The organism is Rossellomorea aquimaris, assembly GCF_020172085.1.
Lineage (GTDB): Bacteria > Bacillota > Bacilli > Bacillales > Bacillaceae_B > Rossellomorea > Rossellomorea aquimaris_E.
Genome location: NZ_JAIVAT010000009.1, coordinates 239,382 through 262,168, shown reverse-complemented (window position 1 = coordinate 262,168; position 22,787 = coordinate 239,382). Strand labels below are relative to the sequence as shown.

At 41.5% G+C, this 22,787-nt stretch carries 25 protein-coding genes; all 25 read left to right on the top strand.

Translation table 11 applies throughout. The annotated features are described in order from the left end of the window. The first annotated feature begins 3 nt into the window (after window positions 1-3). Window positions 4-1,491, top strand: coding sequence for a DEAD/DEAH box helicase (locus LCL96_RS20935; protein WP_412103622.1), 1,488 nt, complete (start codon window positions 4-6; stop codon window positions 1,489-1,491). Between the two features lie 313 nt (window positions 1,492-1,804). Further along, window positions 1,805-2,182 (top strand): ComF family protein, encoded by a 378-nt coding sequence (locus tag LCL96_RS23660; RefSeq protein WP_318246450.1) that lies wholly within the window; start codon window positions 1,805-1,807, stop codon window positions 2,180-2,182. A gap of 60 nt (window positions 2,183-2,242) precedes the next feature. Continuing rightward, entirely contained in the window at window positions 2,243-2,653 is a 411-nt protein-coding gene (locus LCL96_RS20925; RefSeq protein ID WP_224944946.1) for a TIGR03826 family flagellar region protein, read from the top strand. A gap of 116 nt (window positions 2,654-2,769) precedes the next feature. Further along, window positions 2,770-3,039, top strand: coding sequence for a flagellar biosynthesis anti-sigma factor FlgM (flgM, locus tag LCL96_RS20920; protein WP_318246449.1), 270 nt, complete (start codon window positions 2,770-2,772; stop codon window positions 3,037-3,039). Between the two features lie 17 nt (window positions 3,040-3,056). Beyond that, the gene (locus LCL96_RS20915; protein ID WP_224944945.1) at window positions 3,057-3,551 is read left to right on the top strand and encodes a flagellar protein FlgN; all 495 of its coding nucleotides are present in this window, start codon (window positions 3,057-3,059) and stop codon (window positions 3,549-3,551) included. 29 nt (window positions 3,552-3,580) lie between these two features. Continuing rightward, window positions 3,581-5,158 carry a flagellar hook-associated protein FlgK gene (flgK, locus tag LCL96_RS20910; protein ID WP_224944944.1) on the top strand — a complete coding sequence of 526 codons (1,578 nt, stop codon included), beginning with the start codon at window positions 3,581-3,583 and terminating at the stop codon, window positions 5,156-5,158. 18 nt (window positions 5,159-5,176) lie between these two features. Next, window positions 5,177-6,082, top strand: a complete 906-nt coding sequence (gene flgL / locus LCL96_RS20905) for a flagellar hook-associated protein FlgL (RefSeq protein WP_224944943.1) — start codon at window positions 5,177-5,179, stop codon at window positions 6,080-6,082. A gap of 75 nt (window positions 6,083-6,157) precedes the next feature. Continuing rightward, window positions 6,158-6,748 carry a DUF6470 family protein gene (locus tag LCL96_RS20900; RefSeq protein ID WP_224944942.1) on the top strand — a complete coding sequence of 197 codons (591 nt, stop codon included), beginning with the start codon at window positions 6,158-6,160 and terminating at the stop codon, window positions 6,746-6,748. Between the two features lie 18 nt (window positions 6,749-6,766). Continuing rightward, window positions 6,767-7,210 carry a flagellar assembly protein FliW gene (gene fliW / locus LCL96_RS20895; protein ID WP_224944941.1) on the top strand — a complete coding sequence of 148 codons (444 nt, stop codon included), beginning with the start codon at window positions 6,767-6,769 and terminating at the stop codon, window positions 7,208-7,210. Window positions 7,211-7,214: 4 nt separating this feature from the next. After that, window positions 7,215-7,433: a carbon storage regulator CsrA gene (gene csrA / locus LCL96_RS20890; protein WP_224944940.1), complete on the top strand. Its 219-nt coding sequence runs from the start codon at window positions 7,215-7,217 to the stop codon at window positions 7,431-7,433. A 160-nt stretch (window positions 7,434-7,593) separates the two neighbouring features. Continuing rightward, window positions 7,594-8,493: a flagellin Hag gene (gene hag, locus LCL96_RS20885; protein WP_224944939.1), complete on the top strand. Its 900-nt coding sequence runs from the start codon at window positions 7,594-7,596 to the stop codon at window positions 8,491-8,493. A 150-nt stretch (window positions 8,494-8,643) separates the two neighbouring features. Beyond that, window positions 8,644-9,255, top strand: a complete 612-nt coding sequence (locus LCL96_RS20880) for a hypothetical protein (RefSeq protein WP_224944933.1) — start codon at window positions 8,644-8,646, stop codon at window positions 9,253-9,255. Then, on the top strand, window positions 9,233-11,113 hold the full coding sequence (locus LCL96_RS20875) for a motility associated factor glycosyltransferase family protein (protein WP_224944932.1): 1,881 nt from the start codon (window positions 9,233-9,235) through the stop codon (window positions 11,111-11,113). Before LCL96_RS20880 ends, LCL96_RS20875 begins: the two co-directional genes overlap by 23 nt. Before the next feature lie 122 nt (window positions 11,114-11,235). Next, entirely contained in the window at window positions 11,236-11,595 is a 360-nt protein-coding gene (gene flaG, locus LCL96_RS20870) for a flagellar protein FlaG (protein WP_224945088.1), read from the top strand. 15 nt (window positions 11,596-11,610) lie between these two features. Continuing rightward, complete coding sequence (locus LCL96_RS20865; protein ID WP_224944931.1) at window positions 11,611-13,140, top strand: flagellar hook-associated protein 2; 1,530 nt, start codon at window positions 11,611-11,613, stop codon at window positions 13,138-13,140. Window positions 13,141-13,161: 21 nt separating this feature from the next. Beyond that, window positions 13,162-13,566 carry a flagellar export chaperone FliS gene (gene fliS / locus LCL96_RS20860; protein ID WP_224944930.1) on the top strand — a complete coding sequence of 135 codons (405 nt, stop codon included), beginning with the start codon at window positions 13,162-13,164 and terminating at the stop codon, window positions 13,564-13,566. Next, window positions 13,566-13,913 (top strand): flagellar protein FliT, encoded by a 348-nt coding sequence (locus LCL96_RS20855; protein ID WP_224944929.1) that lies wholly within the window; start codon window positions 13,566-13,568, stop codon window positions 13,911-13,913. The genes fliS and LCL96_RS20855 overlap by 1 nt, the downstream gene beginning before the upstream one ends. 8 nt (window positions 13,914-13,921) lie before the next feature. Continuing rightward, a complete protein-coding gene (locus LCL96_RS20850; protein WP_224944927.1) occupies window positions 13,922-14,110 on the top strand; it encodes a hypothetical protein in 189 nt (62 codons plus the stop codon). A gap of 282 nt (window positions 14,111-14,392) precedes the next feature. Then, window positions 14,393-14,725, top strand: a complete 333-nt coding sequence (locus tag LCL96_RS20845) for an MmcQ/YjbR family DNA-binding protein (protein WP_224944925.1) — start codon at window positions 14,393-14,395, stop codon at window positions 14,723-14,725. A gap of 6 nt (window positions 14,726-14,731) precedes the next feature. Further along, window positions 14,732-15,487, top strand: coding sequence for an ABC transporter permease (locus LCL96_RS20840; RefSeq protein WP_224944923.1), 756 nt, complete (start codon window positions 14,732-14,734; stop codon window positions 15,485-15,487). Window positions 15,488-15,840: 353 nt separating this feature from the next. Continuing rightward, window positions 15,841-16,419, top strand: a complete 579-nt coding sequence (hpf, locus tag LCL96_RS20835) for a ribosome hibernation-promoting factor, HPF/YfiA family (protein WP_224944921.1) — start codon at window positions 15,841-15,843, stop codon at window positions 16,417-16,419. Between the two features lie 113 nt (window positions 16,420-16,532). Further along, window positions 16,533-17,642, top strand: a complete 1,110-nt coding sequence (locus LCL96_RS20830) for an aminopeptidase (RefSeq protein ID WP_224944919.1) — start codon at window positions 16,533-16,535, stop codon at window positions 17,640-17,642. A gap of 14 nt (window positions 17,643-17,656) precedes the next feature. Continuing rightward, the gene (locus LCL96_RS20825) at window positions 17,657-18,493 is read left to right on the top strand and encodes a DUF1028 domain-containing protein (RefSeq protein ID WP_224944917.1); all 837 of its coding nucleotides are present in this window, start codon (window positions 17,657-17,659) and stop codon (window positions 18,491-18,493) included. Between the two features lie 129 nt (window positions 18,494-18,622). After that, window positions 18,623-19,732 carry a YecA family protein gene (locus LCL96_RS20820; RefSeq protein ID WP_224944915.1) on the top strand — a complete coding sequence of 370 codons (1,110 nt, stop codon included), beginning with the start codon at window positions 18,623-18,625 and terminating at the stop codon, window positions 19,730-19,732. Window positions 19,733-20,114: 382 nt separating this feature from the next. Beyond that, window positions 20,115-22,625: a preprotein translocase subunit SecA gene (secA, locus tag LCL96_RS20815; protein WP_224944913.1), complete on the top strand. Its 2,511-nt coding sequence runs from the start codon at window positions 20,115-20,117 to the stop codon at window positions 22,623-22,625. Window positions 22,626-22,787 lie beyond the last annotated feature (162 nt).

The following is a 22,787-nucleotide window of genomic DNA, read 5'->3' as shown; positions in this document are numbered from 1 at the left end:
GTGATGTCATTGCGTTTTGCTTTAATGGACAAAGTATTAATCCCCGAGTCATTTGTAAAAGATTCAGCAAATCTCCAACGAATCTCAGACTTTCCTACACTGCCCCATCAACCTCTTAACCCCCTCTATCGCTTTTCAACAGATTTACAATCCTACTTAAGTGGACGAGCATTATTGTTAGATGAAATCCCATTTCAAATCAATATTCTTCACGAGCACTATATGAATGGCTATGTTTCATATGAAAAAGGAGTCATTGATGGTCAATGCCGCCGCTGTGGAAATAACCGGTCACATTTGTTTTCTGTCTTCCACTGCGCCAGGTGCCATACGTCATGTACATACTGCCGGAATTGTATCATGATGGGGAGAGTGTCTGAGTGTACTCCGCTCTTGGAGTGGAAAGGGCCTACGCCGGAATCACCTATGCCTGCGTTCGAATGGTCCGGTTTCCTTTCAGAAGTTCAAAATGAAGCGTCCCAACAAATGATTTCCGCCATTCAGAATCAAAACGATCTTCTCGTCTGGGCGGTATGTGGAGCCGGCAAGACAGAAATTCTTTTTGACGGGATATTTGAAGCTCTTCAGCAAAATAAACGTGTCTGCATTGCCGCACCCCGCACCGATGTCATTCTGGAACTGTCTCCCCGACTTAAAAAGGTTTTTCCTGATACGCCGATTACTACTTTATATGGAGGCTCAGAGGACCGGCATCGTTTTGGACAACTTGTACTCTCTACTACCCACCAACTTTATCGTTACAAAGAAGCCTTTGATGTCATGATCATTGACGAAGTCGATGCGTTCCCTTATTCATTCGATTCCTCCTTGCAATGGGCTGTGGGAAAAGCCCGTAAACCCCGTTCATCTATCATTTATCTAACAGCAACTCCGGATTCAAAAACACAGAAGGAATGCATCAAAGGGGAAAGAAACTTTATCCAAATTCCTGCCCGTTTCCACCGGCATCCGATCCCACTTCCCAGATTTATGTGGTGTGGACTATGGAAAAAAGCTTTGATGAAAAATAGAATTCCCCTTGCTTTAAAGAAATGGACTTTATTGAAACTCCATCAATCCAAGCAAGCGCTGATATTTTTTCCAACAGTCGACTTGATGGAAAAAGCACTTCCTCTGTTTCAAGAAATGAATCCTCTCATTGAGTCTGTTCATGCTGAAGACCCCGATCGAAAAGAAAAAGTGATGAAAATGAGAAAGAATGAGATTCCTATTTTATTAACGACAACGATATTAGAACGGGGGGTGACCATTCCCAACATCGATGTCGCGGTCCTCGGGGCGGAAGAAAAGATATTCATCGAAAGCGCACTTGTACAGATTGCCGGCAGGGTAGGGAGGAGCTCTGATTATCCAACGGGGGACACCGTTTATTTTCATTACGGCCGGACCAGGGAAATGATCAAGGCTCTTCTTCATATCGATTCTATGAATAAGGAAGCGGGAAAGAGAGGCTTGATTCATGGTAAATAACTGTTTGAATTGTGAAGGAGAGTTGGTGGAGGTGCTGTCGTGGAGGGGGTTATTTCATAGAGAACCTCAATTTTTGTGTCAGGAGTGTGAGAGGCAGTTAGAATTTATAGAAGGAGAGCGATGCAGCGGGTGCTCCCGATCTATGCTCGACCTGCCTTCGAACCTGATAAAGGAAGATGTTTGTTTGGACTGCTTTAGATGGGAAAGGGATTCTGGATGGAGGGGGATTCTCGAATATAATCACTCCTTTTATCATTATAATGATTTTCTTAAAGACTACCTGGCCAGATATAAATACCGGGGAGACTATGCCTTGGCACATGCATTCTCCCAAACAATCAAAACATATCTTGCCGAAGTAGAGTATGACTTAATTATCCCCATCCCCCTGAGCGATGAACGGCTCTATGAACGGGGGTTCAATCAATCCACCGTATTACTTGAAGAAGCAGAGGTCCGTCCCTCCACTATTCTCACCCGATTGCACTCTGAAAAGCAGTCTAAGAAGACGCGTAGTGAACGTCTTCTGCAGGAGCAGGTTTTTCGATTAGCGGAATCTGACGTGAGAGGAAAGACCATTCTACTGTTTGATGATATTTATACGACGGGAACGACCTTGAGGCAGGCGGCCAAGCTATTGAGGGAAGCGGGTGCGGACGCAGTTTCTTCCCTGACTCTTGCAAGGGGTTAAAGCAATCCTCTATCCTGCCGATATATTGGGTAAGAGAAGCTTTACCGGGAGGAACATACTATGTCAGAAATCATCAATTGTCCACGCTGCAATGCCATTTTTATGAAAAATAAATTCCGCGATGTATGCGACAAATGTTATAAAGAAGAAGAAACTATGTATGAAACCGTTTATCAATTTTTAAAAAAGCGGGAAAATCGTGCTGCCACCATGGATCGCGTCATCGAGGTTACAGGGGTAAACGAGGAACTACTATATAAATGGGTGAAAAAAGGCCGAATCCAGACGAGGCAGTTTCCGAATATGGGTTATCCATGTGATAAATGTGGGAAGATTATTGTGACAGGACGGATCTGTAGTGATTGTTCTTCGGAGATTGTGAATGATCTGAAACAGTTTGAAACTGAGCAGGAATGGAAGAGAAAATCTAAGGAGTCCGGTCAGAGAACATATTACACCATGAGAGATTAGAACTACATCTTACTAAAATAATTCAGGAAGAACTAACCAGTTCCTAACTCTAAACAAAACACGTTTTTATCCGATATACTAGGTAGAAACCATGTACGTGAAGAAAGCGAGGGAAAATGATGAAGATTAACAATATCGGAAATCAGAACATCAATCCTTATAAGCGCAACTTAAACAAAATGGATCAGGTCGGAAAAGCGGGTAAGCCGGCATCAGACAAAATTGAAATCTCGTCTGCAGCCAAAGAGATGCAGGAGGTTTCCAAACTCGGCAAAGAGCGCCAGGCAAGAGTAGAAGCTTTAAAAGATCAGGTTCAGAGCGGAAATTACACCATCGATCCGAAAGCCATTGCCAAAGGATTAAGGAATTTCTATAACGGACAATAAAAAGGGAGAGAACAAACATGTCAGCCAACAATCTATTCACAACTCTTGAAAAACTATATAAGCTGCACAAAAGTTTGTTCGACCTTTCTGTGAATAAAACGGATGTGATCAAAAAAGGCGATATGAGTGAACTCGATCGGGTTCTGAAGGATGAGCAGAAGCATTTGGCCGCCATCAATACTATGGAGGCTGAGCGGCAGAGAGAATCCAGTCATTATCTTCAATCAAGGGGAGTTCCTGTTAACGAAGCTCCTACAATATCTCAGTGTATTGAACATGGATCTTCTGAAGAGAGGGGAGCGCTAACCCATTGGCAGCGAAAATTGGTCAAGATCATTGAAGAATTGAGAGGACGAAACGAGCTGAATCAAAAGCTTGTCTATCAATCTCTTCAATTCGTAAATATGAATCTATCCATGATGCAGCCGCAGCCGGATCAGTCAACCTATTCACGTCCGAACGGCGAGAAAAAATCGACGGCAAGTCGATCCATCTTTGATTCGAAAGCATAGCACTTACTAATTGAAACGGAGGCAACACCATGCGATCCACTTTTATGGGCCTTGAAACGGCAAAACGAGGCATGTACACCCAGCAAGGCGCCCTTTATACGACCGGCCACAACATCTCCAATGCGAATACTCCTGGATACACACGTCAACGGGTTAACTTTGAACAAACAGAACCCTATCCTGCCCCAGCCATGAACCGTCCTCAAATCCCCGGCCAAATCGGAACGGGAGTCGACGCCGGTTCAATTCAGCGTGTCCGCGACTCTTTCCTGGACATGCAGTACAGAGGCGAAAACCAAAAGCTTGGCTACTGGGAAACCAAAATGGAAGCGATGAAGAAGATGGAAGAAGTCATGAACGAACCGTCCGATTCCGGATTGTCTAAAACGATGGATATGTTCTGGCAGTCCCTTCAGGATTTAGCGGTGAACCCGTCGAATTCAGGTGCCCGCTCTGTTGTCCGTCAACGTGGAATTGCTGTTGCTGAAACATTTAATTATTTGTCTTCGTCCTTAACAAGTGTGAGGAACGACTTGAAAAATGAATTGTCTGTCAGTGAAGAGCAAATCAATTCCTTGACGAGACAAATCGATAATATCAATAAACAAATTGCGGATGTAGAGCCTCATGGCTATCTTCCGAATGATTTATATGATGAGCGGGATCGTTTAATTGACGAGCTTTCAAAGCATGTTTCCATTCAAACGAGCTACCAATCCAATGGAGGAGCTTCTTCTCCTGTTGCAGAAGGTGCAGTTACTGTCACGTTGGTCGGGAAAGACGGAAACCTCGCCGTGAATCTCGTCAGTAAAAGCGGAGCGAACGAACTCAAGCTTTCCTATCAGGGACCTCAAAACACAGTGGATTCTGTAACGATTGGGAAGCAAACACTCGATATAAATGACTTCTTATCACAAGGTGAAGGGAAACTAAGAGCCCTTGTTGATACTTACGGCTTTAAAAATAAAGACGGTGAAGCAGAAGGGTCCTATATCAGCATGCTAGATGAACTCGACAGCATGGCGTATGAATTCGCCAAAGCTTTCAATGCCCAGCACCAGCAAGGGTTCACACCTGAACAGATGAACGACCCAAACTTTGATCCCGAGAACGACACTCCAGATACACCGAAGTTTTTCCAGGATGCAAAGAATGCTTCAGCAGATTTGGATGGTGTGTCGAAAGAAGGCTTCGCTCAACGAATTCAAATTGCCTATGAACTGAGCAATCTGGATAAGATCGCGACTGCAGGTGCAGATAACCCTACACTAGGAGATGCATCTAATGTTCTGGCATTGGCCGACATCATCACAACAACTAAACTTCCTTATGGTGATAAAGATGCCTCATTCCAAGGACACCTTGAATCCGTTATCGGAAAAATGGCAGTAGAATCACAAGAATCCGTTCGACTAGCAAGCAACTCTGGCGTACTAAGAGGAGCAGTGGACGAACGCCGAATGTCTGTAAGCGGAGTCTCACTGGATGAAGAAATGACCGACATGATCAAATTCCAGCATGCCTACAACGCCTCTGCCAGAATGATCACATTACAGGACGAAATGCTTGATAAAATCATCAACGGCATGGGTACCGTTGGAAGATAGATAGGTAGGTGAAATAATATGCGTGTTACTCAAAGTATGTTGATAGCCAATTCGATGAGAAATTTAAGTTCTTCATATGGACGAATGGGTCAGCTGCAGGATCAGCTGGCGACAGGAAAGAAGATTACGAAGCCTTCGGATGACCCGGTTGTGGCAATGAAGGGGATGTTTTATCGTTCGAATCTGACTGGGATTGAGCAGTATAAACGAAATTTATCGGAGCTTTATTTATGGATGGAGAACTCGGAGTCGGGAATCGATCAAGCGAATCAGGGGTTGCAGCGTGTTCGTGAATTGACGCTTCAAGGTCAAAATGGAACGTTAAGTCCGGAAGATCGAAAAGCGGTAGCGGTTGAAATCGAACAGATTAAAAATGACCTTGTCAGTGTTGCTGAAACGAAAGTAGCGGGAAGATATATTTTTCATGGAACGGACGTTGGAAAATCTCCTATTAAGGATGGTTCTCCTGCGGATGGAAGTGCTCCTAAAGTTGCTGATAATTTGGGTAGCGGTTCTATAGATGCTTATCCGATTGAAGTTTCACAGGGCGTTTCCCTTAAAGCAAACGTTAATCCGAATAATGTTTTTAATCAGAAACTATTTGATACAGTGCACAACATTCAAAAGGCATTAGAATCTGGCGATGATTCTGCCCTTGATACAGAGCTTGAGAATCTGGACAGTGTAATGAACACGTTATCAGCAGAACGTTCTGAACTCGGTGCTCGCTACAATCGACTGGAAATGGTAGACGACCGACTGGCTCAGCAGGAAGTGACAGCGAATAGGATTCTTTCAGACAACGAGGATGCTGATATCGAACGCGTTATCACGGATTTGAAAACCCAGGAAAGCGTACATCGTGCAGCCCTCGGAGTTGGCGCAAGAATCATTCAACCGACATTAATGGATTTTCTAAGATAAAAGCAAGGGGACTGACCCTTTAAGGTGTTTTGTCACCTTATGGTCAAGTCCCTTTTTAGATGGAGGTGAATATGCGTGAACGTTCCACAGATAAGGTTGCAGTCCACGTCAGCAGCTCTGAGCATTCGGACGACTCCAGGTCGTATGGACATTGAACAGCCACCAGCAGAAATGGATATCCAGCAGCCCCAGGCGAAGATGGAGATTGAGCGTACGCCTTCCAAATTGACCATTGACCAAACCGAGGCACGGGCCGATATGGACTTAAAATCCGTCCGTCGCAGGATAGAAGACTATTCCCAGCAGGGATATGAAGATTGGCTGGCGGGACTTGCCCGTGTCGCCCAAGACGGGGATGAACTGATGATGATCGAGAATAGCGGAGGTGCGATTGCGGCTCAGGCTAAACGGAACAGTGAGAATCCGATGTATGATTTCAACATTGGATGGATTCCTTCTGCTGGTAGCGTCAAAATTAGTTACTACCCCGGAAGTGTGAAGGTTAATATTGAACCGCAAAAAGTGGTGAATCACTCTCGTCCTCAAAAGCCCGATATACAGTATACTCAAGCCCAGGTGGACGTCAGCTTGAAACGGTATGCAGACTTGCAAATTGATTTTGCGAACTTAAAACATGTTGGGATCAACTACGAACAAGAAATATAGAATGAAGGAATGAAGTGGATGAAAATCGATACGAAATATCATGGAGAAATAGAAGTTCCGTCTGAAGACATTTTGACATTTGAACACGGGATCCCCGGTTTTGGGGAGGAGAAGCAGTTTGTATTATTGCAACTTCCGGAGAACGAGTGGTTTTATATATTGCAATCGGTTAAGACCTCTCAGCTTGGATTTGTTGTGACAGATCCGTTTATGTTCTTTAAGGAATATGATTTTGAATTAGATCAGTCTAGTGTGGAGTTTCTAGGGAATCCTTCCGAAAAAGAAGTGCAGGTGCTTTCTATTTTGACTGTTAGAGAGGCACTACATGAATCAACTGCAAATCTACAGGCACCAATTATTGTAAATCTAGCAAATCGTAAAGGAAAACAAGTCATCTTAACTAGCTCAGACTACCAAACCAAGCACCTAATTTTTGCTCAGCATGCAGGAAAGAAGGGGTGAGGGGATGCTAGTACTGACAAGGAAGACGGGAGAAAGCATTAAGGTTGGGGATGACATTGAGCTAACGGTGATTGCTGTAAAAGGGGACCAGGTGAAATTAGGCATCAACGCACCAAAGAATGTTGACATCCATCGGAAGGAAGTCTATCTCTCAATCCAGGAAGAAAACACTAAAGCTTCGAAAGGAATCAACAATCTGTTTAATCTTTTGCCAAAAAAATGATTAATTATTTTTCTCAAACTATTAAACACCAGTCGAAACGACCGATAATAATATTGTAAGCAATGAGGGGAAGGGCGGCCGACCTTTGTGACTTGTTGCAAACTAAAAAATAGATAGTTCACATGGATGTGGGCTTACTTTCAAGGAGGAAATTATTGTTATGAGAATTAATCATAATATTGCGGCGCTTAACACTTACCGTCAATTAAACAGTGCTTCTACTGCTCAAGGGAAATCTATGGAGAAGTTATCATCAGGTCTTCGTATAAACCGTGCGGGGGATGATGCTGCGGGATTAGCAATCTCAGAAAAAATGCGTGGACAAATTCGTGGTTTGGATCAAGCCTCTCGTAATGCTCAAGATGGGATTTCATTAATTCAAACTGCTGAAGGAGCATTAAACGAAACACATGATATTTTACAACGTATGCGTGAGCTTGGAGTTCAAGCATCGAATGATACTAACACCGCAACTGACCGGGGAGAATTACAAAAAGAGTTAGATCAATTGGTTGATGAAATTGACCGTATTGCAGGAACTACTGAATTTAATACTCAAAACTTACTTGGTAAAACTAATGCTTCTGGTAATTTTACTGGCTCTGGACAAGCATTTACTTTCCATATCGGTGCAAATCAAGATCAAAATCTTACTCTAAACATCAACTCAATGGACAGTGCTAGAATGGGTGGTAGCGGATCGACAATTCAAAGCTTAAAAACTACTACTTCAGGCTCAGGTTCGGGTGCAGTTACAATTGGTGGCCTTTTAACTCAATCTGGTGCAAATGCAGCTATAACATCTATTAATAATGCTATTGAAACAGTTTCAGCTGAGCGTTCTAAGTTAGGTGCTCACCAAAATCGCTTAGAGCACACTATCAACAATCTAAATACTTCTTCTGAAAACTTGACTGCTGCAGAGTCACGTATACGCGATGTTGATATGGCTAAAGAAATGATGAATCAAACGAAAAATTCTATACTTTCCCAAGCTGCTCAAGCGATGCTTGCACAAGCAAACCAACAACCCCAAGGTGTACTACAACTTCTTCGTTAAATTATTTAAATAAAAACGGCAATCTAAAATTAGATTGCCGTTTTTATTTTTAGCCTAGTTTTATATAGTTTGTAACTTAATAATTTTATTATCTAACCGATATTACTAATTAGAAGAGGAAGTTTAGGTTATTGATTGGAGGCGCATTTAATGAATCTGATATTTAAAGATCAAGTTGTCCATATTAAAAACAATATATCTATTCATGAAGTTATTGAAAATATAAAATTATTTCTCGCAGATAATTATTACTTTAGTCATTTAGAAGTAGATGGCGTAGAGGTGTATTCAGAACCAGAGCAGTTTCTTTTAGATAATATGGATCGGATTAAAAACTTAAAGATACATGCTAAAACTTTGCAAGAATTTATAGAAGATTCTCTTAAAACTTCTGAAGAGTATCTTTCAAGAGCTATACCAGAAGTATTATTGTTAGCAAATGATTATTATCATAATCCTACAGAGAAAACGTGGGGGAAATTTAATCACTTTTTAGAGGGTTTACAATGGTTAGATCAACTGTTCGTAACCATTGTTCGTACTAACAATGGTTTGAATTACTGGAATGATTACTCTGAACTAACAAATAAACTTAAAATGGGAATAGAAGAGCTTCATAATGCAATGGAGAGTTCAGATAATGTTTTAATAGGTGATATAATCCAATATGAAATTTTACCAATATATGAAGATTTACATCAATTGATTAAAAGCACATTAGATTTTGAGGGGTGCCTCCATGATACTAATAGAAAACCGTAAATACCTAAATAAGCATAATCGTTTCCTGTTAGATACGTTATCCAAATTAGAACAGAATTTAGAAGGAAGCAGCAATGTTCAAATAGAGCATACGAAATCGAATGTTAAAACATTGAAATTAAATTATAATGGTAAGTTTCTTTACCTACATAGTAAATATAATCCCAAAGCTGAGGTGGAAAAATTATTATCTAGAGTTAAAGATTTAAGTGCCTATAAACATGTATTGTTTGTCGGAATTGGAATGGGATATCATATAGAAAAATTATTGAGTCAATATCCTGAAATGAAGTTTTCAATCTATGAGCCAAATAAAGAAATTTTGTTACATTATTTTTCTAATCGGGAGATAAATGAATTACCTATAAAAAACCTAGAAAAATTATTAACTTCAGGAGAAGAAAATCAATTACAGCATGAATTGAATCTTTTAGATGAACATTTGAAAATGAGTACATATGTGTACACACTACCAGTTTACGAGAAAGTGTATTCTAAAGAATTGGAGATAATATCAACTTGCTTTACTAATATATTAAAAGAGAAGAAGAGTGAAATATCAACAAATAAGGCTTTTCAGAAAAGATGGACTATAAATGCTATTAAAAATTTTCCATGTGTATCTAAAACTCCAAACATTCTTCACCATATTGATAAAAACATTTTTATAGGTAAGCCAGCTATTATAGTAGCTGCTGGTCCGTCATTAGATGACGAAATTGAAAATTTAAAATATATAAAAAAATATGGATTAGCTTACATATTTTCCGTGGGCTCAGCTATCAACACATTAATTAATCATGGAATTCATCCTGATGCTGCTTGTACATATGACCCCTCAGAAAAGAACCAGGTAGTAATGAAATCTGTAAAAGACCTTAATATTTCTAATATACCTTTAGTTTTTGGTAGTACAGTTGGATATGAAACATTAGAAGGATATCCAGGTCCTCTGCTACATATGATGACCAATCAAGACACTATAAGCCCTAAATTAATAGATACTTCACAGGATATTGATATCGTATTAGACGCTCCATCAATTGCAGTCGTGACATATCAACTCTTAATGTCTCTTGGTTTTAGCACAATCATTTTAGTTGGTCAGAATTTAAGTTATAAAGAGAACAAGCGTTATTCAACTGGAATTCAATATAATCATATATCTAGCGATCTTACTGACCAGGAAGTTAAAGAATCAATCTCAGTTAGAGGTGTTGATGGAAATTTTGTACAAACAAACGAAACATTCGTTCGTATGCAGAAACAACTTGAGTTGTATATTAAGAATGCACCTAATGTCCTAACTATTAACACTTCAAAGGGAGGAGCACATATAGAGGGGACAGTTTTCATGTCTCTTACAGAGGTTATCTTAAAGAATTTAAGAAGATCGAATATTGTCACTAGTTCTTGGTATGAAACAAAAAATGAGTATGATCATAGTTACATTGTTAATCAATTAGATAGTATGGAAAGGCATATAACTAGATTAAATAAACAAATAAATAATTCAATAAAAGAATTGAAAGTAATCGACTTTTGTGTTAACAAAAATCAGCTTCAAGGTTTAGAAAGTAAATTTGTTAAATTTGATAAAGAATTTAATAAGCTTAAAAATAATCAATTCTATCAGTCATTTATTGAGCCGATGCTTAGAGTGCAAAATAAGCGGCTTGCAAATGATAGTAAGTTTATTCGTTTTGAAAGTAAACTGGATAAAAAGGGGATGTTGGTTATTCAGTCTTTTGGTATGTTTTTAAAGGACTGTATGGAGCATCTTGAGTTTATTCTTCCTTTATATTACGAGCTAAAAAAAAATGTACATTATCAAATTAAAAGTAAGCAAAAAATATAACATTTTAAGTATCTTAAAGATAAATAAGCACTACTGAAATCAGTAGTGCTTTTTTAATGAAATTATAAAACTTTTCAATCAGTATCCGATATAATCCATATAACCTTCAGGAGGATTAAATGATGATTGATAAAGTGACAGGTGGAGCACATGGGATACAATCATTTACTAGATTAGAGAACCAAACGAGTGAAGAAGTGAAACAAATTCAAGCGCAGGAACGACATCATGAAGAAACTAGATCGAGAGAACCTGTCACCAAAGAAAAAATGGAAGAAGTCGTTCATGGAATGAATGAGTTTATGTCCACTTCAAATACACATCTCAAATTTGAATTTCATGATAAATTAAAAGAATACTATGTGACGATTGTGGATGATCGGACGCAGGAGATAGTGAAGGAAATACCAGCAAAGAAAATGCTTGATATGCATGCAGCAATGACGGAATTTGTTGGTTTGCTGGTAGATAAGAAGATTTAACGGAAGGAGATACATATGGCTGATATGCGAATTGGTGGGCTTGCCAGTGGTATGGACACGGATCAAATCATCAAAGATTTAATGAAGGCGGAACGAATTCCTTTAGATAAACTAGGTCAAAAAAAGCAATACCTTGAGTGGCAACGTGATGATTACCGGGATATGAATAAGATGATGTTTGATTTTAGTAATCTTATTTTTGACGGGGTGATGAAGCAGGGGACGTATACCCAGAAGACCGTCTCAGTTTCAAATCCGAATGAAGTATCGATTAAGAACATTAACTCTACAACAGATTTTACAGGTACACTAAAGGTAGAAAAATTAGCCACTGCTGCTTCGATGTATAGCACGCCAATTACTCAGTCCGATGGCGGGGTATTATACTCTAAAAAAAAATTGAGTGAATCCTTTGGACTGACTGGTGAGCAAAGCATTAAGGTCAAAGCGATTAAATCGGATGGGACGATGGCGGCGGATTTTACAGAAATCAAATTTAATGCCGAAGACGAAACTCTGGACAGTTTAATCTCCAAGATCAATGCTCAAACAGGCGTGACCATGTTCTATGATCAGCAAACTAAGCAAATGTCTGTCATGAGTAAGAACACGGGGAGCAATGCCAGCGGTCCTGAAATTGAGTTGCAGGGAGCTCTATTTACTACTCATTTGAAATTGGATGCAGATAATGATGCAGCTGTAACGAATGCTCGAGGTTCGATAGGAGAAAATGCCAAGTTTACATACAACGGTATGGCTACTGAGCGTTCATCAAACACTTTCAATATCAATGGATTTGAGATTTCCCTTAAAAATGCATCCAATACGAATGTAACGTTTGCTTCTAAACCTGACACCGATAAAATCTTAGAAAAAATCGTCAAATTTGTCGACGAATATAACAAGCTCATCGAAAAAGTAAACGGTGAAGTAAACGAAAAAAAATATCGTGACTTCCAGCCCTTAACGGCTGAACAAAAAGAGTCGATGGAAGAAAAAGAAATTGAATTATGGGAAGAAAAGTCACGAAGTGGTACTCTCAGAAACGATTCCGTTCTGACATCTGGTCTCAACAAAATGAGAACAGACATGTACTCGCCCATCTCTGGAGGAACATCAGGTCTTGACCAATTAGCCCAAATCGGTATCAAAACATCAAGTAACTACCTTGATCGTGGAAAGCTGATTATTGATGAAAGTAAGCTGAAAGAAGCTATTTCCAAAGATCCGAATGCAATCTACGAAATTTTTGCCAAAGATGGTGCGACATCAAATGAACAGGGTATCGCCCGGCGTTTACGTGATACGTTAAAGACCACCATGGACAGTATCGAGAAAAAGGCAGGTAAAGCTTCGAGTACAAACAACACGTTTACCCTGGGTCGTTTATTAAACAATATGGAAAGCCAAATGGACCGTTTCGAAGACCGGTTAACGCAAGTCGAGGATCGCTACTGGCGCCAATTCACCGCCATGGAAAAAGCCATCCAGCGTTCCAACGAACAATCTATGTTCCTCATGAACCAATTCGGTGGAGGCATGTAATATAACTAAAGGAGTGTTAATATGGCCATCAACAACCCGTATGCAGCATACCAGAACAACTCGGTCAACACCGCATCACCAGGTGAACTCACCCTTATGCTCTATAACGGAAGCCTGAAATTTATTCATATCGCAAAAAAAGCCATTGAAGAGAAAAATATTGAACTGAAAAATACGAATATCCAAAAGACCCAAGCCATCATCAATGAGCTGATGGTGACATTGAATACAAATCTTGAAGTCTCAAAGAACCTTATATCCCTTTACGACTACATCAACCGTCGCTTAACAGAGGCTAATATCAAGAGTGATATGACGATTTTAGAAGAAGTCGAGGGGCTTATCACAGATTTCCGTGATACATGGAAAGAAGTCATTCACCTGAACCGCCAGAAGCAGCATGCCGGTCAAGGTGGTCAGGCGTAATGAGCTCGGTCCTTCTGTGCTATACCATCACGAAGCAATTGAAAGAAGCATTGGAACAGGTGAATGATGAAATCAGGGAACTAACCATTGAGGAAGTGGAATCTCTTTTAGAAAAAAGACAGAGCGTTCTTGGCACTATCAAGCCTCCATATACTCAGGATGAGCAGGAGCTTGGCAAGAAGATGATTGTCTGGAATCAGCAAATCGATCGGCAGCTGGCTCAATTGCGTTTGGAGATTAAACGTGACATGAATGGTTTAACCAAGAAAAAAACGTCAGTCCAAAAATATTCAAACCCATATGAATCACTACAATATGACGGAATGTTCTACGATAAAAAGAAATAGGTGATTCTTTGTCAACAATGAAACTAGACGAAATACAGTACGAATTGGTCAGCCAATACGTCGCGATGCTCGAAACAATCAAAGAAGCACTGAATTATGTGGAAGCAAGCTTCACGGATTTAAGCAAAACAGAAGGGGATCGGGTCCTTTCCGATGTCTTCATGGCTATTGAGCAGATTTCGGAAAGCAATTCCTAGTTAAAAGATATGTTTGAAGGTCGGGAAGAAATTCAGAAAGCTTTCACGGAGTTTGATAGGGTGACGGACCAGGCATGAAAGCTGGACGGACAGTTAGACAACAATGTAGTCAAACAAAGTATCGTTCAGGAAAACCTGTCACCGGCGTTTTCTGCATGGAAAGCTACGATTGAGAGTTAACTAAACCCATACCTAGCACACTAAGCCTCTAATCTTCGGGGCTTTTTTCTTTTCCAAATCCTCACATGCTATAATAATAGAAAAATGCTGGAGGACGCCGGTATGAATAATATTATAATAGATGAGATTAGAAAATTCAGCCTTCTCTATCCAGAAGTCCATGAACATGTAGATGGTTTCGGACATATTTCTTTCCGCGTGAAGGACAAACCATTTGTCATCATCGGGGAGACCCTGTCGATAAAAACGCTCCCTGCTACTCAGGAAATCCTCCTCGAACAGCCAGGCTATACCAAAGCTCCATACATCGGAAGGCATGGATGGGTGTTAGTTGAGATAGAAGAAGTAGGCTGGCGGACCATTGAAGGGCTGATTCGCAATGGCTATTTGATTGTGGCTCCGAAGAGACTTGTAAATACTGTTCAAAAAGGGTAATGGAACATGATGAATTTAATTACTAATGAACTTATAAAGCAAACCTCTCACTCACGGATGTGGATTTCCCTTGCACTCATTGTGTTCGTGGATGCCATCGCATCCATTTTTGTCTACATGCTCTTCGATGGCATCCAATTTTCATTCTGGGAATATATGCGGATCAGCTCGAATCTACTAATAATCATTCAACTCTTTAGTTTGATCATAGCCGGGGATATCGTATCGAGTGAATTCTCGTCGGGTACCATCAAGCTGTTGCTCATCCGACCCATTAACCGTGTGAAGATTTTGCTATCCAAATACATAACAGTGATAGTCATCGTGACTGTTTTAACAGCCTCTCATTTCTTATTTTCGGCCGTACTCGGCTCACTGTGGTTTTATGATAGTTTTTTTGATTTGAACGAGAACTTTTTTATTGTGGCAGGTGCTTACGTACTGAGATTCATAGAAATGATGGTAGTTTGTTCCTTCGCTTTTACCTTTTCTGTCGTAACGAGAAGCAGTTCGTTTGCGATTGGTTCTACAATCTTTCTTACCTTTTCAACAGGGACGTTCTTGATTTTGATGAACGAGCGTGGCCTGGATTGGGGGAGGTATCTGCTGTTTGCGAATACCGATTTGCAGCAGTATTTTTTCGGGACTCCGCCGTTTGAAGGGATGACGTTTTGGTTTTCGGTAGGGGTGATTGTGGTGTATTTGGTTGGGTTTGGTGGATTGGCTTGGTGGAGTTTTGGTAGGCGGGATGTGGATGTTTAGTAACTTGATTTTGTGTACCAGGTACATTCCACTCCATCTGTACCTGGTACACAACCTATTTTCACAACCTTCACAAATCCGCCCCAATCTCTCCACAAAACCTCCACATCCCCACCGTCTAATCCCTCGAAAAAGTGAGATACTAATACTATAAAGAGTGCAAGGTGAACCCAAAACACTCGCAACCCTCACCTCACTCTAATCATTCTCCAACCCCTGATCCACTAACACTTTCGACACTACATTACAAACTTTACGAAAAATTGACAAAAAATTAAGAAAGTTTAAGGAGGATTATTTAAGGGAATGGAGAATATATAAACATAGCTTTATTTTTAAAAGGAGGAGTTTACATGTTGAACTACAACATTCGAGGCGAGAACATTGAGGTAACTCCAGCGATTCGCGAACACGTGGAGAAGAAGATTGGTAAGTTAGATCGTTACTTTAATGAAACTCCTGATGCAAATGTACATGTTAATTTAAAAGTGTATCCTGATAAAAATACGAAAACTGAAGTGACTATTCCAATGCCGCATTTAGTGCTACGAGCAGAGGAACGCAACACAGATATGTATGCGGCCATTGATCTAATAGTAGATAAATTGGAGCGTCAAATTCGCAAACATAAGACAAGAGTGAACCGCAAGATGCGTGAAAAGGGCAGCCCGAAGGAGTTCTTCGCCGCTCAGGAAGATCTGAATCATGTTTCTCCAAATGGTGCAGCTGCCATTGAGCTGGAGGAAGAAGACGATACGGAAGTAGTAAGAACGAAACAGTTCAATCTGAAACCGATGGATAGTGAAGAAGCCATCCTGCAGATGAACATGCTCGGTCACACATTCTTCATCTTCACGGACGCTGAGACAAACGCAACAAATATTGTGTACAAGCGTCGTGACGGTAAATACGGTTTGATTGAAACAAACTAAACTCATAATTAGAAAATCCTGCGGTCACTTTGATCGCAGGATTTTTTTAATGATAGGAGGATTTTACCATTTTTTGTCGAAGTTTGAAGGTAGACAAAAAAGGGGGAAATGAAATGAGAGATCCACGATTAGAGAAATTAGCGGACGTACTACTGACGCATTCATTAAAACTAAAAGAAGGGGAGAAGCTGTTGATTGCGGGCGAGCATTCAACTAAACCCCTGATTAAAGAGATTCTTAAAAAGGCATATAAGATGGGGGTCATCCCTTATTTTGAATTGGGAGATCTTGAGTTAAACCGGATATTGGCTACGAATGCAAAGGCTGAGCAGATGATTATTCGGAATAAATGGAATATGCAGCAGTACGAAGATTTGGATGCCTTTATCCATATTGCCAGTGAAGCGAACGACGCGGAGATGAGTGAGGTCCCTGCAGAACAATGGCAGGAGCTTATGCCTCATATGAAAGAATCCAACGACTATCTTATCCAAAACAAAAAATGGGTTCTTTTAAACTATCCAAACTTTTCACTTGCCCAAAAAGCAAAGATGAGCTATGACACGTTCTTTGATTATCTTTTGGAGGTCTGCACTGTCGACTACAAACAGATGGAAGAAGCTCAGAAACCGCTTAAAGAGCTATTGGACAGCACAGATAAGGTACGTATAACAGGTGAAGGGACGGACCTTACATTCTCAATCAAGGATATTCCGTCTGTTATGTGTTTTGGTGAGCGGAATATTCCAGACGGAGAAGTGTATACAGCTCCCGTGAAGGACAGCGTGAATGGAACGATTACATATAACACTCCGACACTTTATCGTGGATTCACGTTTAATAATGTCTCGCTGACGTTTGAAGACGGAAAGATCGTGAAAGCCACAGCTGATAAAACGAAAGAATTGAACGATATTCTGGATACCGATGAAGGTGCCCGTTTTATCGGTGAGTTTGCCCTTGGGGTGAATCCGAAGATCAATGAGCCGATGCTGGATATTTTATTTGATGAAAAAATTAACGGAAGCTTTCATTTCACCCCGGGACAGGCGTATGAACAGGCCGACAACGGAAACCGCTCAAGCGTCCATTGGGACATGGTCTGCATCCAGCGTCCCGAATACGGCGGTGGAGAAATTTACTTCGATGATGTGTTAATTCGGAAAGATGGGTTATTTGTAGTAGAAGAGCTAAAAGGATTGAATCCAGACGCTTTAATCTAAAGGAGGACTACATCATGACGTATTCCATTGTAGGTTATGACCCGGAAGAGAAAGAGTGGGGGATTGCGGTCCAATCGAAATTCCTCGGTGTTGGATCGGTGGTGCCTTTTGCAAAAGCGGGAGTCGGCGCAGTCGCGACTCAGTCTTATGCGAATACTTCTTACGGACCACACGCGCTTCAACTGATGTCGGAAGGAAAGACGGCGGAAGAGGCTCTTGACATCATCACAAAGGACGATCCGGAGCGACCGTTACGCCAGGTGGGATTGATTGATGCGGGTGGAAATGCAGCCACGTTCACCGGTGAGGGGTGCTACAACTGGGCAGGTGGACAAACGGGGAAGCATTTTGCAGCTCAGGGAAACATTTTAGTCGATAGGAACACCGTGAAAGCAATGGCGGAAACCTTTGAGGCGACCACTGGGTCCTTGGCTGAGAGGTTGCTCCATGCACTGGATGCCGGCCAGGAAGCAGGCGGCGATTCCCGCGGCATGCAGTCTGCAGCTCTGGTAGTCGTGAAAGAAAACGGTGGATATGGTGGGTTCAGTGATCGATATATTGATTTAAGGGTGGACGATCACTCCTCCCCTATTAAAGAACTGAAGCGAATCTATCAACTTCACCAGCTTTATTTCAAGGAATCGGATGCCGGTAGAGTGGTATTGTTGGAGGGAGATATTCATGACCAAGTGGAAAGTGAATTGACGCGACTCGGTTATGCTAAAGAAAACCATTCCCTCTATCAAAATCTGAAAGACTACCTCCATACGGAAAACTTTGAAATGCGTGAGCAGGAAGAGAATTATATCGATTTAGATGTTTTGGAACATATGAAAAACCAAGGCAAATAGTAGGGAAAAGAACCAGTCAAAAGGGATTGGTTCTTTTTTCTTGTTTTAAAACAGTTTAAGGAATGCCTGAAATGTTATATAATGAACATTTGTGTACGGGACTCAGAGAAGTTGGAGGTAAATACAAACATGAGTACAGTCGGTAGAAATGAACCATGCCCATGTGGCAGTGGAAAGAAATATAAGAAATGCTGTGAAAACGTTGTGAATATAGATACACTGGTGAGTCAGGAGTTGGATGTGCTTCAGGCACAGCTTTATGATTTTATCGCTTCGGCGCAGTCTGCAGAGATGGAAGAATCCTACCATCATTACCTGTCCAAGATGGATTTGATGCAGGCTGATCCTGATATTTATGAAATGGCGTTTGTCAGCTGGTATGGAGCGACTCAAAAGGACGTGGATGGTGTTCGTTTGATTGAACGGTTCGTCGATAAACAGCTGAGTACGGTGACTCGCCCTCAGACAGCAGCAGTATTGGAATCATGGAAGAACATCCGAGTGACAGCCGGTACGGTTGAGAAGCTTGATGACAATACGCTTCGTGTCGAGGAAGCCATCACGGGAGACACCCTGGTCGTGACAGAAAAATTCGGAAAACTTGAGGAGAACAGCTTCTTCTTAGGTTTACTATTACCGAATGGAGAGAAGTACCTTCCATTTGCCCAATACTTCATTTATCCAACCATTGAAAAAGCGGCGATGGAATTAGTGAAGATCCGCTTTGAACAGGGCGAGTTTGAAAAACTGCATGATTATCTATCAGGTCAGTACCTGGAAATAGCGGATGTCGGTTTTGTTCTTTATAGTGCGGAGAAGAAGAAGGCAGGAAAAGCATCATCTAAACCTGCTGAAGCAGAGCAGGATTCAGAAGACAAATCCGAAAACTCCATTGAAGGAGTAGAAATTTGGAAGACGCCGGAATACACGGAAGCTATCACATCCCTTCAAACCTTCCTTTCTGAAAAAGGGGAAGATAAAAAAGAAAGTGAGCTCCTCGTAGCCGTGCTGGAGAAATACTTCTACACTGAACGCCCAACGATCCGAAATCCGAAAATTTACTCGGGAGCAATGGTGGACATGGCGAAAAACATCGAAGAAATCAGTATACGCCACGTTCAAAAAGAACTGGCCGAATACTTCGATGTCTCAGCCAACAGCATCTCCAGACGAAGCAAACAAATCTGGGAAAGCTATCAAGACACCGTTTACGAATTGCTGAAAGTAACAAACGCATAACGCGAACTATATACACAACCCTACAAAAGTCGCCTATCATAGGCGGCTTTTTTTTGAGGGACGGACCTCCCATATTATGCTCATGTGAAATAGAAAGCTTGGTATAATAACATTCATTCCTTCAAAAGTCTGAAAAAGGGAGGTCCGTCCCTCAAAGCCTAAGTTGTAACCGATATGGGATAGTGGTAAGATTGATAGGGAATATATCGTGTTTTGGTGGGAGGAATATTGCGTTTTGTAGCGAATGTAAAGAAGAGTGATGGGGATGGATTTCCTGGGATTTTACAGGGGTTTCACATATTTCTCATCGGAATCTCATTTTCATTCGTTATACTTGTGACGTTTGGCTCTCATTCCAACACAGATAAAGGAGCGTTTACACATGCTTGGTCTATTAAACAAAGTGTTCGATGCAAATAAAAGAGAAATTAAGAGGCTGGAGAAACTGGCCGATCAAATAGAAGAATTAGGCCCCGATATGGAACGCCTGACGGATGATGAAATCCGTGAAAGAACAGAGCGATTCAAGGAACGCTATCAAAAAGGTGAAGATTTAGAGGACATGCTCGTTGAAGCCTTTGCTGTCGTGCGGGAAGCGGCTCGCCGTGTACTTGGACTATATCCATACCGTGTACAGCTGATGGGTGGTGTTTCCCTCCATGGCGGGAACATCTCCGAGATGAAAACCGGTGAAGGTAAAACCCTGACGGCGACAATGCCTGTTTACTTGAATGCCATCACTGGAAAAGGCGTTCACGTTATCACGGTCAATGAATATCTTGCGAGCCGTGATGCCGAGGAAATGGGTAAGCTGTATAATTTCTTAGGACTGACGGTCGGCTTGAACCTTAACTCTATGTCTAAAGAAGAAAAACGCGATGCTTATAAAGCGGATATCACATATGGTACGAACAATGAATTTGGGTTCGATTACCTGCGCGACAATATGGTCCTTTATAAAGATCAAATGGTACAGCGCAGCCTTCATTTTGCCGTAATCGATGAGGTCGACTCCATCCTGATCGATGAAGCACGTACACCTTTGATCATTTCCGGTAATGCTCAGCGCACGCCTCAGCTTTATATCCAGGCGAATGCGGTTGTGCGTACACTGAAAAAAGAAGAGGATTACACGTACGATGAAAAAACGAAAGGTGTTCAATTAACTGAAGAAGGAATCAGCAAGGTAGAAAGAGCCTTCCATATTGATAACCTGTTCGATATTTCACATGTAACTCTCAATCACCATATCAACCAGGCGCTGAAAGCCCACGTCAGTATGCATCGTGATGTCGATTATGTGGTTCAGGAAGGCGAAATTGTCATCGTTGACTCCTTCACGGGTCGTCTGATGAAGGGCCGCCGTTACAGTGACGGTCTTCACCAATCGATCGAAGCTAAAGAAGGACTCGAAATTCAAAACGAAAGTATGACGATGGCAACGATCACGTTCCAGAACTACTTCCGTATGTATGAAAAGCTGTCCGGTATGACAGGTACAGCGAAGACGGAGGAAGAAGAGTTCCGTAACATTTACAACATGAACGTTATCGTCATCCCTACAAACAAACCAATCGTTCGTGATGACCGCGCCGATTTGATTTATGCTTCCATCGAAGGGAAATTCAACGCGGTAGTGGAAGACATTAAAGAGCGAAACGATAAAGGACAACCTGTACTGGTCGGTACAGTTGCCGTTGAAACGTCAGAGCTTATCTCTAAACTTTTAACGAAAAAAGGCGTACGCCATAATGTACTGAATGCGAAAAATCATGGCCGTGAAGCGGAAATCATCTTAGAAGCCGGTCAGCCTGGTGCTGTCACGATTGCGACGAACATGGCCGGTCGTGGTACGGATATCAAACTAGGTGACGGAGTTCTCGATCTTGGTGGTCTTGCAGTTATTGGTACTGAGCGTCACGAATCGCGCCGTATCGATAACCAGCTTCGTGGACGTGCAGGTCGTCAAGGGGATCCCGGGGTGACTCAGTTCTATCTTTCAATGGAAGATGAATTGATGCGCCGTTTCGGCTCTGACAATATGAAGAGCATGATGGAACGTCTTGGAATGGACGATTCACAGCCGATCCAAAGTAAAATGGTCAGCCGTGCTGTAGAATCAGCTCAAAAACGAGTGGAAGGAAACAACTTTGATGCTCGTAAACAGCTTCTTCAATATGATGATGTATTGCGTCAACAACGTGAAATCATTTACAAACAGCGTAACGAAGTCATCGATTCCGAAAACCTTCGTGAAATCGTAGAAGGCATGATCAAATCAGCCATCGAACGCCAGGTAGCGGCACATACAGCAGAAGAAGAGATGGAGAATTGGAACCTTCAAGGCATTGTCGATTACGTGAATGCCAATCTTTTACCCGAGCATGACGTAACAGTCGATGATCTTCGCGGAAAAGAAGCGGATGAAATGACGGCACTCATTTTTGAAGACGTGCAGCACCGCTATAATGAAAAAGAAGAGCAGCTGACGCCTGAGCAAATGCGTGAGTTTGAAAAAGTCATCTTGCTTCGCGCGGTTGATACGAAATGGATCGATCACATCGATGCCATGGATCAACTTCGTCAAGGTATCCACCTCCGTGCATACGGACAAAACGATCCACTGCGTGAATACCAGCATGAAGGATTCGCGATGTTCGAAAGCATGGTACTTGCCATTGAAGAAGACGTTGCTAAATACGTCATGAAAGCGGAAATCCGCAACAACCTGGAGCGTCAGGAAGTGGCCAAAGGTCAAGCGGTGAACCCTAAAGAAGAAGGCGGAAAAGCCAAGAAACAACCAGTCCGCAAACAGGAAGACGTTGGACGCAATGACCCATGCCCATGTGGAAGTGGCAAAAAGTACAAACACTGCCACGGCATAACTGGATAAATAAAAGAAATGAGATGATACCTGGGACTTATTTTGCTAAAATGAGTTCCAGGTACTTTTCCGTTTTTATAGGTTAGATAAAATAGAAGGCATTAATAGTGAATGTACTAGTAAAATGGCAAGTGGTAAAACACTATTGATTGGAGCGGAAGGTGCTCGACT

Excerpts from the sequence above, each read along its gene's own strand:
- LCL96_RS20935 (WP_412103622.1), top strand. The coding sequence starts at position 4 with ATGTCATTGCGTTTTGCTTTAATGGACAAAGTATTAATCCCCGAGTCA.
- LCL96_RS20925 (WP_224944946.1), top strand. The coding sequence starts at position 2,243 with ATGTCAGAAATCATCAATTGTCCACGCTGCAATGCCATTTTTATGAAA.
- flgM (WP_318246449.1), top strand. The coding sequence starts at position 2,770 with ATGATGAAGATTAACAATATCGGAAATCAGAACATCAATCCTTATAAG.
- LCL96_RS20915 (WP_224944945.1), top strand. The coding sequence starts at position 3,057 with ATGTCAGCCAACAATCTATTCACAACTCTTGAAAAACTATATAAGCTG.
- flgK (WP_224944944.1), top strand. The coding sequence starts at position 3,581 with ATGCGATCCACTTTTATGGGCCTTGAAACGGCAAAACGAGGCATGTAC.
- flgL (WP_224944943.1), top strand. The coding sequence starts at position 5,177 with ATGCGTGTTACTCAAAGTATGTTGATAGCCAATTCGATGAGAAATTTA.
- fliW (WP_224944941.1), top strand. The coding sequence starts at position 6,767 with ATGAAAATCGATACGAAATATCATGGAGAAATAGAAGTTCCGTCTGAA.
- csrA (WP_224944940.1), top strand. The coding sequence starts at position 7,215 with ATGCTAGTACTGACAAGGAAGACGGGAGAAAGCATTAAGGTTGGGGAT.
- hag (WP_224944939.1), top strand. The coding sequence starts at position 7,594 with ATGAGAATTAATCATAATATTGCGGCGCTTAACACTTACCGTCAATTA.
- LCL96_RS20880 (WP_224944933.1), top strand. The coding sequence starts at position 8,644 with ATGAATCTGATATTTAAAGATCAAGTTGTCCATATTAAAAACAATATA.
- LCL96_RS20875 (WP_224944932.1), top strand. The coding sequence starts at position 9,233 with ATGATACTAATAGAAAACCGTAAATACCTAAATAAGCATAATCGTTTC.
- flaG (WP_224945088.1), top strand. The coding sequence starts at position 11,236 with ATGATTGATAAAGTGACAGGTGGAGCACATGGGATACAATCATTTACT.
- LCL96_RS20865 (WP_224944931.1), top strand. The coding sequence starts at position 11,611 with ATGGCTGATATGCGAATTGGTGGGCTTGCCAGTGGTATGGACACGGAT.
- fliS (WP_224944930.1), top strand. The coding sequence starts at position 13,162 with ATGGCCATCAACAACCCGTATGCAGCATACCAGAACAACTCGGTCAAC.
- LCL96_RS20855 (WP_224944929.1), top strand. The coding sequence starts at position 13,566 with ATGAGCTCGGTCCTTCTGTGCTATACCATCACGAAGCAATTGAAAGAA.
- LCL96_RS20845 (WP_224944925.1), top strand. The coding sequence starts at position 14,393 with ATGAATAATATTATAATAGATGAGATTAGAAAATTCAGCCTTCTCTAT.
- LCL96_RS20840 (WP_224944923.1), top strand. The coding sequence starts at position 14,732 with ATGATGAATTTAATTACTAATGAACTTATAAAGCAAACCTCTCACTCA.
- hpf (WP_224944921.1), top strand. The coding sequence starts at position 15,841 with ATGTTGAACTACAACATTCGAGGCGAGAACATTGAGGTAACTCCAGCG.
- LCL96_RS20830 (WP_224944919.1), top strand. The coding sequence starts at position 16,533 with ATGAGAGATCCACGATTAGAGAAATTAGCGGACGTACTACTGACGCAT.
- LCL96_RS20825 (WP_224944917.1), top strand. The coding sequence starts at position 17,657 with ATGACGTATTCCATTGTAGGTTATGACCCGGAAGAGAAAGAGTGGGGG.
- LCL96_RS20820 (WP_224944915.1), top strand. The coding sequence starts at position 18,623 with ATGAGTACAGTCGGTAGAAATGAACCATGCCCATGTGGCAGTGGAAAG.
- secA (WP_224944913.1), top strand. The coding sequence starts at position 20,115 with ATGCTTGGTCTATTAAACAAAGTGTTCGATGCAAATAAAAGAGAAATT.